This is a genomic window from Paenibacillus apis (genome assembly GCF_018333295.1).
GTDB classification, from domain to species: Bacteria; Bacillota; Bacilli; order Paenibacillales; family Paenibacillaceae; genus Fontibacillus; species Fontibacillus antibioticophila.
Genome location: NZ_BORS01000004.1, coordinates 296,240 through 309,640, shown reverse-complemented (window position 1 = coordinate 309,640; position 13,401 = coordinate 296,240). Strand labels below are relative to the sequence as shown.

Annotated in this window: 13 protein-coding genes; all 13 read right to left on the bottom strand. The window is 50.6% G+C overall.

All coding sequences use genetic code 11. The annotated features are described in order from the left end of the window. Positions 1–2: 2 nt before the first annotated feature. The 13 genes from pgsA to KI362_RS08210 all read right to left on the bottom strand — a co-directional run bounded on the left by pgsA (position 3) and on the right by KI362_RS08210 (position 13,209). A complete protein-coding gene (gene pgsA, locus KI362_RS08270) occupies positions 3–596 on the bottom strand; it encodes a CDP-diacylglycerol--glycerol-3-phosphate 3-phosphatidyltransferase (protein WP_044478429.1) in 594 nt (197 codons plus the stop codon). Then, a complete protein-coding gene (gene rimO, locus KI362_RS08265) occupies positions 593–1,921 on the bottom strand; it encodes a 30S ribosomal protein S12 methylthiotransferase RimO (RefSeq protein WP_301626287.1) in 1,329 nt (442 codons plus the stop codon). The genes pgsA and rimO overlap by 4 nt, the downstream gene beginning before the upstream one ends. Positions 1,922–2,043: 122 nt before the next feature. After that, complete coding sequence (locus KI362_RS08260; protein ID WP_044478427.1) at positions 2,044–2,535, bottom strand: YajQ family cyclic di-GMP-binding protein; 492 nt, start codon at positions 2,533–2,535, stop codon at positions 2,044–2,046. A gap of 42 nt (positions 2,536–2,577) precedes the next feature. Next, complete coding sequence (locus KI362_RS08255; protein ID WP_306432826.1) at positions 2,578–3,573, bottom strand: RodZ domain-containing protein; 996 nt, start codon at positions 3,571–3,573, stop codon at positions 2,578–2,580. Positions 3,574–3,618: 45 nt separating this feature from the next. After that, positions 3,619–4,386, bottom strand: a complete 768-nt coding sequence (locus KI362_RS08250; protein WP_301626283.1) for a DUF3388 domain-containing protein — start codon at positions 4,384–4,386, stop codon at positions 3,619–3,621. Positions 4,387–4,595: 209 nt separating this feature from the next. Beyond that, complete coding sequence (locus KI362_RS08245) at positions 4,596–4,850, bottom strand: DUF3243 domain-containing protein (protein WP_044478423.1); 255 nt, start codon at positions 4,848–4,850, stop codon at positions 4,596–4,598. 137 nt (positions 4,851–4,987) lie between these two features. Beyond that, positions 4,988–5,755, bottom strand: coding sequence for an elongation factor P 5-aminopentanone reductase (gene ymfI, locus KI362_RS08240; protein ID WP_301626279.1), 768 nt, complete (start codon positions 5,753–5,755; stop codon positions 4,988–4,990). Continuing rightward, complete coding sequence (gene yfmH / locus KI362_RS08235; protein ID WP_301626277.1) at positions 5,756–7,036, bottom strand: EF-P 5-aminopentanol modification-associated protein YfmH; 1,281 nt, start codon at positions 7,034–7,036, stop codon at positions 5,756–5,758. Between the two features lie 3 nt (positions 7,037–7,039). Beyond that, positions 7,040–8,320 (bottom strand): EF-P 5-aminopentanol modification-associated protein YfmF, encoded by a 1,281-nt coding sequence (yfmF, locus tag KI362_RS08230; RefSeq protein ID WP_044478417.1) that lies wholly within the window; start codon positions 8,318–8,320, stop codon positions 7,040–7,042. 127 nt (positions 8,321–8,447) lie between these two features. After that, positions 8,448–9,275, bottom strand: coding sequence for a spore cortex-lytic enzyme (gene sleB, locus KI362_RS08225; RefSeq protein ID WP_301626274.1), 828 nt, complete (start codon positions 9,273–9,275; stop codon positions 8,448–8,450). A 186-nt stretch (positions 9,276–9,461) separates the two neighbouring features. Then, entirely contained in the window at positions 9,462–12,149 is a 2,688-nt protein-coding gene (locus KI362_RS08220; protein ID WP_301626272.1) for an FtsK/SpoIIIE family DNA translocase, read from the bottom strand. A gap of 71 nt (positions 12,150–12,220) precedes the next feature. Next, on the bottom strand, positions 12,221–12,445 hold the full coding sequence (locus KI362_RS08215; protein WP_301626271.1) for a YlzJ-like family protein: 225 nt from the start codon (positions 12,443–12,445) through the stop codon (positions 12,221–12,223). Beyond that, positions 12,442–13,209 (bottom strand): ClpP family protease, encoded by a 768-nt coding sequence (locus tag KI362_RS08210; protein WP_301626269.1) that lies wholly within the window; start codon positions 13,207–13,209, stop codon positions 12,442–12,444. The genes KI362_RS08215 and KI362_RS08210 overlap by 4 nt, the downstream gene beginning before the upstream one ends. Between the last annotated feature and the right edge of the window lie 192 nt (positions 13,210–13,401).

Here is a 13,401-nt window from a genome sequence, read left to right as displayed (position 1 = left end):
CCTTACATCTTCGAAAAGTTCAGTACGGACTTGTTCTTCACGAAATAGTCGATCCCGGAGTAAATCGTAATCAGCGCAGCAAGCCAGATCAGGATCACATCAAACGGGACGTTCAGCCACACAAACGGGAAATTGTTCAGCAGCAGAGCCGAAATCGCCACAATCTGAGTAATGGTCTTGGCCTTCCCCCAATTGCTGGCAGCAATGACCGAGCCCTCCAGAAGGGCGACCTCCCGCAAGCCTGTTACTGCAAACTCCCGCGCTATAATCACGATAGCGATCCATGCATCGCATTTGCCCATGGCTGCCAGTGCAATCAGCACCGAAGCCACAAGAAGCTTGTCTGCAAGCGGGTCAAGCAGCTTGCCAAGATTGGTCACCAGGTTATGCTTGCGCGCAATATACCCGTCAATCCCGTCGGTGCTTGCGGCAATAATGAAGATCAGGGCAGCGATCAACTGGTTCAGCGGAAGCGAGTAATCTCCGATTTCAATCGCATAAGACCACCAGGCGGCATCAATATCGACCAATAAAAAGACCAGCATTAGCGGAATCATAAAAATCCGGGCTAGCGTAATCCGATTTGGCAGGTTCAAAGGACTCCCTCCCCGGAAAGATCATATTCATATGCATGAGTAATGCGAACCTTGACAATGTCCCCAATTTCTGAGCCGGGCCGCGTCACATAGACCTCCCCGTCGATCTCAGGAGCATCATATTGAGAGCGACCGACATATACGTCGCTGCGTCCATCATATTTTTCCAGAAGCACATCCAGCACCTGCCCGATATATTTTCTACTGGTCTCGCCTGCTACCTGACGTTGAACCTCCATCAGAGTATTGGCCCGCCATTCCTTCACATCCTCATCCAACTGATTCGGAAGCCGGGAAGCCGGCGTATCCTCTTCCTTGGAATATGTAAATACCCCTAAACGGTCAAACTTAACCTCCCGGACAAAGTCGCAAAGAGCTGCAAACTCTTCCTCTGTCTCCCCGGGAAAGCCTACAATCAACGAGGTTCGCAATGACACACCCGGTATTCTGTCCCGGATTCTGGCGATCAATTCCCGGATATCCCGGTTCCTGCCCGGCCTTCGCATCCGCTTCAGTACCGCATCCTCACTATGCTGTAGCGGCATATCGATATATTTGCATACTTTCGGGTTATTGGCGATCTCATCGATTAATTCATCGGTGAAAAATCCAGGATATGCATAGTGAAGCCTTACCCAATGAACCCCCTCCACCAGGCTGACCTTGTTCAGAAGCTCGGCCAGCTTATACTCACCGTACAGATCCGTACCATAATTAGTGGAATCCTGAGCGATCAGACTGATCTCCTTCACACCTTGTCCAGCAAGAAGCTCTGCTTCCGCCAGAATCGAATCCATAGATCGGCTGCGGAATTTGCCTCGCATAATCGGAATACTGCAGAAGGTGCAGTTGTTATCACAGCCCTCAGCTATTTTTATATAGGTTGTATAGCTGGCCGTAGTGAGCTTCCGCGGAAGCTTCTCTTCATAATTAAACACCGGATTCCCGACAAAAACAGGTCTCTTCCCCTTTAATGCTTCATCCACGATTTGATTAATATGATGGAAATCACCGGTCCCTACAATGCCGTCAATCTCCGGCATTTCCTTCATTAACTCCTGCTTATACCGCTGAGTCAGGCAACCGGAGACGATCAGCGCCTTCAATCTGCCGGTCTCCTTGAGCTCGGCCAGATCGAGAATCGTATTAACCGATTCTTCCTTCGCAGCATCGATAAAACCGCAGGTGTTAACGATAATAACGGTGGCATCCTCTTCGCGTTCAACCAACGAATAGCCGCGTGCATCAATCAAACCAGACATAATTTCGGAGTCAACCAGATTTTTCTCACAGCCAAGTGTAACGATCTTCACTTTTTCTGACATAGTGATTATCCCCCATAAATTAAAAAACCTAATTAAGTATAATATCTCCGCAGCAACCGTGTCAAAAACATGAAAAAGTCCCGCGCATCCCTTTCGGTGCTGCACGAGACAGATCAATCCTGCTATTTCAAATTGGTAAATTGCAAATCGACCGTCAAATCCGCCTTGCGAAGCATCTGGATAATTTGCTGCAGATCATCACGGCTCTTGCCCGTAACTCGAATCTGATCCCCTTGAATCTGGCTCTTGACCTTCAGCTTGGAATCCCGAATCAGGATGTTGATCTTCTTCGCATTTTCCTGATCAATTCCTTGCTTCAACTGGATCCGCTGACGCACGGTTCCCAGGGAAGCCGGCTCTACCTTGCCATAATCCAGATTTTTGATCGGCAATCCCCGCTTGATCATCTTCGATTGCAAAATATCGACTACTGCATTCAGCTTATATTCATCATCCGAGACGATAACGAGCACGTCCTTCTCCACCTTAAGCTCGCTCTTGCTGTTTTTGAAATCAAACCGGCTCGCAATTTCCCGTTCTGTTTGGTCAATCGCATTCGTGAGCTCCTGCATATCCATTTTCGAGACAATATCAAACGAGCTTTCGGAAGCCATTTGTCCAACCGCCTTTCCATAACATATATTGAATCCAGGCGCTTACTCGCCTGTAGTATTCGTAGTAGAATTAGCACCGTTCTCTTCATTTCCCGCAGAATCCGGCACCTCGCCCAGATTCAACTGGATTCTGGAAGTGGTCTTGCCATCCTCCACAACTTGTTCGCCTACCGTAATCACTGTATACGGTGAAGCCCCGGATTTAATGAACAAGCCCTCGGCACCAAGATCATAATTAAGGACGTCTCCGCTCTCCATGGTGGCGAAGAACAGCTTTTCCCCTGATTTGTCCCCTTTGCGCACTTCCACCCAGCTTCTTCCGCTCGCCGTAATTACGACGGGAACCTGTGCATCCGCAGGCGCCTGCACGACAAATTTAGTTGTGCTGCCTTCTTTCCCATCTTGAGCAACAATAATGCTTCCCTGCTCGGTGGAGTTATTTCCTCCCTGATTGTTGCCAGAACCTGTGTTATTAGTGCCTGGTTCCCCAGAATCAACCGAAGTATCGTTGCCTGTATCATTGTTGCCTGGATTGCTGTTTGTGCCGTTATTAGTCCCGTTCCCGGAATTCCCGCTGCCAATCTCGCTGTTATTCGTAACCCGGGTTGGATCGGGCTGATCATTATTAGCCATCTCGTCCGACTTGCCCCAGACGGTGAAATACATATATATAACAACCAAAATGAGCACGGCGAACGACCACATGAGTGTCGTTGACAGCCATTTTGAGTTTCTTTCCGCCGCGCGCGTGCTCCGGCGCTTCTGCAGCACCGGCTCCATGGTAGGCTCGGGAGCTGGATCCGGAACATGCTGCCGATGCTCTGTCAGCAATTCATCGGGGTCGATTCCGACCGCTTCGGCATAGGTTTTAATAAAGGCCCGAACATAAAAACTGCCCGGCAACACTTTATAGTCTCCTGCTTCGATGGCTTCCAGGTATCTTGTACGTATTTTGGTCAATTCTTGAACATCTTCCAGGGTCATACCTCTGGCTAAGCGGGCTTCTTTAAGTTTTTGGCCCAGATCAGACACTACCATCACCTCCTGTTAATTAATTGACACGCTGCGACATTTGAACTCGCATTATACATCATCCGTGTACATTGTCGTAAACGTATCATATACGATTAGCTCATCCGGATTGTTACGAAGCTCAATAATAATATCCAGATCGTCATATGAATATTCAGTCTCCTTCACGAACACATCCGGATGTTCAATGACAATTGTAGAGGGCATCTTCATAATGTCCTGCAATAAATGATGGTGCTTGTCATTCAAACGAATTGTACTAACGATTCCATCAATTATAAATACGTTCTGAGGATGCATCTCATCGTCAGACAATTGGCTTCTGACAGTCTGTCTGAGCAGCGTCGAAGAGACAAAGGTCCAGCGTTTCATCGCGTAGACGCTTCCTGCAATGATCGATTCTGTCTTTCCAACCCGGGGCATCCCCCGCAAACCGATCACCTGATGTCCATCTCTCTTCATTAATTCACCCAAAAAGTCGACGAGCAATCCCAGTTCATCTCTGGTGAATCGAAAAGTCTTCTTGTCATCCGAATCCCGAACAATATACCGCCCGTGACGCACCGCAAGCAGGTCGACAAGGCGCGGTGGGCGAAGTGCTGTAACCGTAATGCTGTCAACATTTCTGAGCATTTTGTCAATCAAACCGATCTTCTCATCGTCATCCGTTTCCAGCAGTAATCCGCGAGTCTGTCCTTCCACGCCGTTAATGGTCAATATATTAACCTCGAGCATACCGAGAGTTGAAGCGATATCTCCCAGCAGTCCGGGACGATTCTTATGTATTCTGTACTCCAGATACCATTGCTTTATATCCATAACAAGCACCTTCTTTTGTTCCTATCTCGCAACATTCGACAATTCCAATCAGTTTTCCTGCATATTTGCAAAATAACTTGCCCCAATCTTGAACAAAGCTTATGCATCTGGAACATTTGATACGTGTCTTATGATATATAAAATAGAATTGAAAGGCAAGCCGCTCTCTGAGATGGGCGAAAAGCCCCCTGAAAGGGAGCTTTTCCGGGTTAGCTGCTTTGCTTGGACAGCTTCACCATGAGACGAGCGATCGTCTTGCGTTCCTCTTCATCGCCTACGTCCCATATTGCCTTCAGTGTCCGGTTCGCCTCGTTCTGAGGATCCACCTTCTCATCCAGAAATCCGCCGATCTCGTAAGCGAGGTTGGCAATCGCCTCTTCGCTCATCCCGATTTTCTCCGCATGCTCGATACGGTCACCGAGAAATTTCTTCCAGGTATCAAAATTTTTGAGTACTGTTGACATGATTAAATCCTCCTTATGGGGTTGGCGATTTAAAATCATTGAAGATCAACAGTTGTAATATGTGATTTTAAAGCGGTGCTTATGCGTCCGATGCTAAAGGTGAATTCAGGAATTGAACATTCATGAGCTTCGGAAGTCTAAGTCATCCAGCCCCCGTTCGGGCTGATAATTTGACCCGTAATATATCCGGACTCCGGCAACGCCAAGAAATAGACGAGCGAAGAGATTTCCTCGGGCGCAGCCAATCTTCCGGCCGGAATCTCCTCCTCCAGTTGTCTCAGCTCCTCCGGATCAAAACGGTCCATCATTTCGGTTCGGACCGCGCCGGGCGCCACAGCGTTCACCGTCACTCCCGATGGGGCCAGTTCCTTGGCCAAGGCCTTCGTAAAAGCGTTAACGCCGCCTTTCGCGGCGGAGTAGACCACCTCGCATGAGCCTCCCGTGATTCCCCATACCGAGGAAACATTAATGATTCGCCCGAAGCGCTGAGCGATCATATAAGGCATGAAGGTCTGACTGCACAAATAGACACCCTTCAGGTTGACGGCCATGACATTGTCCCACTGTTCTTCATCCGTATCGGACAACAATCCATAATGCGATATTCCCGCATTATTCACCAGTATATCCGGCTTCAGCCCGCGGGCCTCCAGCTTTTCCTTCATCCGGTCAATTTGTTCTTTGGAACGGAGATCCGCCGACACGGTATACACCTTCGCCCCTAGCTCGATACAGCTCCTGGCGATCTCATTAGCCGCTTCATGAGAATTCATGTAATGAATGACCACGTTCATACCGACGGAAGCAAATCGAAGCGCAATCTGCGCTCCGATTCCCCTGCTCGCTCCAGTCACCAGCACGGTCATGTCCTTGATATTTTTCTCCTCTCCATGGCCTCGGATCATCTAAGGACTCACCACCATGGAGACCGCCAGCTGCTCCCAATCAATATGCTCGCGCAGACGGCTGTTGACTTCCTCCAGGGTAAGCGATTCATAAATCGGAAGCACCTCAAACATATCCCCGCCGCGGAACCGATAACGGGTGAACTCGTGAGCAATATTCTCAGGAGAATTCAACATCCGAAGGAAGCCCCCGATTTTCTTCTTCCGCGTGCGCTCGAAATCCTCTTCACGGAAGCCGCTCTGCACGACGGCCTTAATCTCCTCTGTAATGACCTCCAATAGCCGCTCCGGATCCTTGGTATCTCCGCCAATAGCCGAGAATGCATACCGGGGATTGCTGTTGTATTCATGGGAGAAGCTGTCCGAGATCAGCTCTTCGTCATACAGCTTCTGGTAGAGCTTGGAGCTTGCCCCCAGCAGCAGGTCCAGCGCCAGCTTCGTGGCCAGATCACGCCGGAGCCGTTCCGCACCTTCGTAGCCGACCTGCGTCTCCTTAAATCCGAACAGGCATTTAGGGAGCGACACCGGGAGCTTCGACGTTCTGCGCTTCTCGTGAACCCCCTTCGGCTCGTGTTGAAAGATGCGCTCAATGTCGCCTTGCGGCTGATAATTCTTCTTCTCCTGATTTTCTCGAACCCAAGCAAATACCTGTTCAGCATCCACCCCGCCTACAATGAACAGCAGCATATTGCTCGGATGATAAAAAGCATTGTAACAAGTATACAGCGTTTCCTTCGTAATCGTGGAAATAGACTCCACCGTGCCCGCAATATCGATTCGAACCGGATGCACGGCATACATGGCCTCAATCAGTCCGAAAAAAACCCGCCAATCCGGATTGTCGCGGTACATGCCGATTTCCTGTCCGATAATCCCCTTCTCCTTATCCACATTCTGATCCGTAAAATAAGGATTCTGCACAAAGTTGATCAGTGTCTCCAGATTTTCCTTAATCTTTTCGGTAGCCGAGAAGAGATAGACTGTCTGATCAAAACTGGTAAACGCATTGGCTGAAGCGCCTTGGGAAGCAAATTTGGCAAAAATGTCTCCCTCCGGCTCCTCAAACATCTTATGCTCAAGAAAATGCGCAATTCCGTCAGGAACCTCAATTTCCTCTTGCCCGGCTACTTTGAAATGATTGTCAATGGAGCCGTACTTGGTTGAGAACGTAGCATATATTTTCTGGAATCCCGGCTTTGGCAATACATACACCTGAAGCCCATTATCCAGCGTCTCCCGGTACAGTGTCTCCTGTAAAGAATCATATCGAATGGCTTCCACAGGCTACCCCTCCTTCTTTCCCGTCAAGAAATAGATCGTATCCAATTCAAAGGTTTGTGCCGCCTGTACCACGTCCTCCGGTGTAACACGCTCAACCTGACTGAGCAGCTCATCGACCGGACGATCCTTGCCCGAGAGCACCCGGTTAAAATCATAGGCGATCATCTCGAAAGCCGAGTCCTTCATTTCGAGCAGACTATTCCGAAGCATCGCCTTGGTCTGACTCATTTCCAGCTCGCTGATTACTCCGGAGCGCATATCGGATAATTGAGCCTGAATGATCTGCAATGCCTTCTCATAATTGGCGATTTCAATCCCCGATTGAATCGTCAACAGGCCCTTGTGCCCGTCATAACGGGAAGCGGCGTAGTACGCAAGGCTCTCCTTCTCGCGCACATTGATAAACAGCTTTGAATGCGGGTAGCTCCCGAGAATTCCACTGTATAAAAGAGCCGAAGCATAGCGGTCATCCCCATAGGTAATCGGGGTGCGCAGACCCAGATTCAGCTTGCCCTGATTCACATCCAGTTGCTCGCTAACGGTCCGCACCTCTTGAACCACAGGTTCGACTTGTTCATGGGCATAGCTATGAGCAGCAGCCCGATTCAACGCAAAGGAACTGCTAACCAGCTCCTGTACTTCAGCAAGCGTGGTATCGCCTACGACGTACAGATCCAGTCTGGCTTCCTGAAGCCAATTTTGATAAGCCTCGTGAAGCGAGCTGGCTGTAATGCGGTCCAGATCGCTGCGTTCACCTAGCGGATGGAGACGGTAGGGATCACCCTGGAACATCTCCTCAATACAGCGTTCGGCCGCATAACGAATCTTGTCATTAATAATCGCTTCCAGCTTCTTGCGCACGTTCTCGCGCTCTGCGGCAACATAGCTCTCGCGGAAGACGCCTTCCTCCAAAGCCGGTTTGGTTACGACTTCCCCAAGAAAATTGAAGGTTTGAGCCAGCAGCGGCGCTTCACTTTGCACAAAGGAATCATTAATCGTATCCATCCGGAACTGCACGATCTGATAATTGCCTCGTTTATACACATCAAATCCAAACCCAGCACCATACAAATGCTCTAACTGCTCCCGAAACTGCAGCGTCTCCGGATAGGAGGAAGTGCCTCTGCGAAGCACGAACGGCGTAAGGGCCGTAGAGGTTACAGTCTTGCTATTAAGTGGAATACCCGCATACAAAGATACGGCAAATGTCTTGAACCGGTTAGTCGGCAGGACATGAATGTTCATATTGCCCACACTACCGCGCTCGAATAACGTTTTGTTCAAAGCTCAAAACCCCTTTTCAAGAGATTGTGCAGATCACTTCTCTCATAAAATTCAGTTCCATTCTATACCAATTCAAAGGAAAGAAGCAACCTGGAGACGGACGGCTGCTTCTGTTCAAAGATTACTTTTACATGCAGAAAATATGCTTTCCGATCGTTTTGACCTGAGGTCGCGACCAGATCCACTTTGATGTCGCTGTCTCGGGATTAAAATAATACAAACAGCCCCCGGAAGGATCCCATCCATTGAGCGCCTGCTGCACTGCTTTGCGCGCCGTTTCATTCGGCTCAAGCCATATCTGACCGTCCGCTACGGCCGTGAATGCTCTCGGCTGAAAAATAACGCCCGATACCGTATTGGGAAAGCTTGGGGACTTCACCCGATTGAGAATAACCGCCGCCACGGCAACCTGTCCTTCAAATGGTTCTCCGCGCGCCTCGCCGTAGACCGCATTGGACATGATCTTCAAGTCATTTTCCGACAGTCCCAAGCTGTTCGATGGAGCCAGCGCCTCTGAGCCTGACCCCTGGTTCTGGTTGCCCGAATTCGAGCCTTGGCCGCCCTGTTTGCCGCTCTGGTTGCCCGAAGCGTATTCCATCCCCGGCTTCCATTGCTTGGTGGCATTATACAGCTTCAGCTTGGTCTTCGGTCCTGCGTACCCATCAACCTTCAGCCCGAATTCGGATTGGAACCATTTCAAGGAATCTCTTGTCTTGGGGCCGAATGAACTGTCCAGTTTGCCATAGTAAAAGCCCAAAAACTTCAGTCTGCCCTGAAGCTCATAGACATCGCTTCCAAATGCCCCGTATTCAATCACTTGATTGCTGAACACCTCAACAGCTTGCTTCGGCTGCTCCGAAACCTTATCTTCATGCCTTAGCTGACTGTTCCCGTATACGATACCGATCAACAACAGCGCTATTCCTGCGGTAATCCATACCTTGATGTTTTTCATCTCGCTATCGCTCTACCCTTCTATTGTGGAATTGACATCATGGATTGACCTTATTATGACAACCCCTGCCCGTTCCTATGCACATAGAATCGCTATCGTGACAGAGACTTGATATGCGCGGAGCGCAAAAAGCCGCCTCGTCCGCAGATTGCTCTGCGTTCGAAGCGGCTCGCTAGCGAGCTTCCGTCAGGAAGTCATTTTATTCGTCCGATACTGGTCCATCGTCATGAGAACCTCTCTCGGCTTGCTGCCTTCATACGGACCTACCACGCCTCTGGCCTCCATCGAGTCGATGAGCCGCGCGGCCCGGGTGTAACCTACCCGCATTCTCCGCTGCAGGAGAGAGACGGAGGCTTGCTTGGCTTCAAGAACAATCTGGACAGCCTGATCATAAAGCTCGTCCAGCACCTCCTCCTGACCGCCTGCTTCCTCTTCGACCTCTGGAACCAGACTCTCGTCATACTCGGCCTGGCCTTGATCCCTTACAAAGTTAACGATCGTCTCGACCTCCTGATCGCTCATAAAGGCTCCCTGAACCCGAATCGGCTTCGAAGCGCCCATCGGCATATAGAGCATATCGCCGCGTCCGAGCAGCTTCTCGGCCCCGGCCATGTCAAGAATCGTCCGCGAGTCCACCTGCGAGGATACGCCGAACGCAATTCGGGACGGAATGTTCGCCTTGATCACACCGGTGATCACGTCCACCGAAGGCCGCTGTGTCGCGATAATCAGATGGATTCCCGCCGCCCGGGCCATTTGTGCGAGGCGGGCAATGGCATCCTCCACGTCATGTGCGGCAACCATCATCAGGTCGGCAAGCTCGTCTACAATGACGACAATATAAGGAAGCACCACCTCAGGATTTTCCTTCATCATCTGGTTATAGCCTTCGATGTTGCGCGCTCCTGATTTGGAGAAAAGCTCATAGCGCTTCTCCATCTCCACAACAATCTTCTTGAGCGCCAGCGACGCCCTGCGCGGATCGGTTACAACCGGCGTAAGCAAATGCGGAATGCCGTTGTAGACGTTCAATTCGACCATTTTCGGGTCCACCATCATGAATTTCACTTCATCAGGCTTGGCTTTATATAGAATGCTTGTGATAATTCCGTTGATACAGACCGATTTACCGGAGCCCGTGGCTCCTGCCACGAGCAAATGGGGCATCTTCGCCAGGTTGCCGACAATCGTCTGGCCAGAGATATCGCGGCCAAAGGCGATCGACAGCTTGGACTCCGCCTCGGTAAAGGTCGAGGTCTCCATCACTTCCCGCATAGTAACCACGGATACTTCAGAGTTCGGAACCTCAATACCGATCGCCGATTTGCCGGGAATCGGCGCCTCCATGCGGATATCCTTGGCTGCCAGCGCAAGGGCAATATCATCGGTCAAATTCACAATTCGGCTAACCTTGACCCCGATGTCCGGCTGGATCTCGTAACGCGTTACCGCAGGCCCTCTTACGACCTCCAGCACGCGCGCGCGCACACCGAAGCTTTCCAATGTCGCTTCCAGCTTTCGAGCCGTCTGCATATAATCGGCCTGATCGCCTGATTTGCCCGCCCCGGAAGGTCTCGACAGCAACCGGAAGGAAGGAAGCTTATACGGCTTGGGAGCCGGCTTAGGCGGGGCTGGAGGGGCTTCTACACCAACGTTCTCCGGATCCCCGTCAATCGCCTCCAGTTGCAGTCCCCCATCCTCTCCGGAAGCTTCCATCGGACTGAAATGCTCCACATTCTCATGATTATTAATGCCCTCACGATCTTGAAGCTCCTGCACAACTTCAGTGCCTTCAGTGCCTTCTGTTCCGACCGTTCCCTCCGAGCCAGAGAGGTCCTCTTCGTCCAGGTCCTCTTCAGGCCGCCAGCTTTCCTGACGAATGTGCTCGAAGAAGTCCCGAATAATCGGGCCGGTATCCGAAGCTGTCGCGGGATCCGTAACCGTGCTGCCGCCCTGATAATCCAGCTCGTTCCAGTTAATCCCGCTGACCGCGGCGGCCTCCTCTTCAGGAGGAGCTTCATTGGCAGGTTGCTCCACAGCCGCTGTATCTTCCTTCCCTCGATCTCCCTTAAAGCCGAGTAATTGGAAGAATACCGGCTTGTTTCGCGGGTGACGAACAGAAGGCGCCACTTCCTCCGCTTCTATAGGCTCCAGAGGGGGAGTTTCTTCAATTACCGGCTTCTTAGCTGCTGCTTTACGTACCGGCCTGTCCCCCCCTTTAACCGGAACTGGCCGCAGCAAACGAAGCTTCTTGCCGAATTGCTGTCCCAGACCTCCCACCTTGCCGCGCAGTATTTTTCCAAGCTCGACATAAGATAGTCCGGTAACAAGCATAAAGCTGATTGCCAGCATGACAATCATGATCAGCCGGGCTCCCGCCAGTCCGAACAAGGAGTAGAGCAAGGCAAACTCCAATCCGCCTATGTATCCGCCGCTGATATTCAATTGAAGCAGACTAAATCCGGAATCACTTGAGACAGGCGAGAACAAGGCTCCCTGCAAATCCCGATGAATCTGACCCATAATATTCGAAAAGCTCAAAGAACCGACAGGAGCCAGCTTCTGCCCCATCGCCGATACGGTGCTCATCAGAGCAAAGGCAAGGGTTGCAAGCAGCAGTCCGCTTCTTCTTGCCGTCCATTTCGACGGCCACTTTCTGCTAATCATCACGGCTAACCCTATATAAATGCCTACCAATGGAATCACAAAATAAAACTTGCCGAGCATGAGAGCAGACATTTTTGACAACGTTCTGCCGACCGCTGCTTCTCCCGACAAGGCAATAATCGAAAGCGTGATCAGGATGATCCCATAAATTTCATATTTGAGCATACTTGCTATAGCTGTCTTTTTCTTCTTCCGTTTGCGTGCCAAACAGGAACACCCCCCAGATGAATATTATACCATAATCACCGGAGGGTACCATACGTCCTTCTTCCTCTAATTTACTCAAGCAGTGTGGGAATAAAAGCAATTTGCTTGCCGGGCGCATAAGCGGGATTCAGATAATCATCAAGGCTGCAGCGCAGCAGACGAATGATCGTCGCCCGATTTCCGGGCTCCATTCGTACTTGCATCCATACGCCGCCCAATTCAATTTCATTATACAATCCGGCTGTCTCCGCTTGCTCCCAATAAACCTCCTCCGGCAAAATAGTGTAATGGCTCATTGCGTAATCGCTCCTTCCATTCCCTGCTTGGCTGGCCGAGTAAGCTCAATCAAGCTATTCAGCTTCTTAAGACCTTCACCGATTCCCCCGATCGCATCAATCAACCCATGCTTGACAGCATCATTTCCCCCGACGGCTGTGCCGATATCCCGATTCAACTCCCCGGTCTTGAACATCAGCTCCTTGAACATCTGTTCGGAGATATGAGAGTGTGTCGTAACAAACCGGACCACCCGTTCCTGCATCTTCTCGATATATTCAAACGTCTGAGGCACCCCGATCACCATGCCCGTCATCCGGATCGGATGGATTGTCATCGTTGCGCTTTCCGCAATCAAGGAATAATCCGAGGCAACAGCAATGGGAACGCCGATACTGTGTCCGCCGCCAATGACGACAGTAACCGTAGGTTTGGATAGCGAAGCGATCATCTCCGCAATAGCCAGCCCGGCCTCCACATCACCGCCTACCGTATTCAAAATGATCATCAGACCCTCGATCCTCGGATTCTGTTCGGCCGCGACAAGCTGGGGAATGACATGCTCGTACTTGGTCGTTTTGTTCTGCGGGGGCAACACCAAATGTCCTTCAATTTGCCCGATAATGGTCAAGCAATATACATTGGATTCACCGGGAACAGGAACAGCGGTCTGTCCCAATTGTTGAATTGTCTCCACCACACCTGACTTTTTGTCGGGCTCCGGACTTACTGCCGGAGCCTCGGTCTCCTGCATCGTTAGAGAGGAGTCAATTTTCTCGTCCATGAATGAACACTTCCTTCCGGCCTGCAAGGCTAAAATGTAAACAGCAGCAATGACATGAGTTAGTATGCCGTCCTTCCGCCTGCCTCTATTCCAAAAGGTCCGGCAATCACCACGCAAAAAAGCCCCCTCTCCCAGAGGAAACCGTCCAAATAACCGGCTGGGAGAAGAGGCGACTGTGTGCCTTAGCTCTTA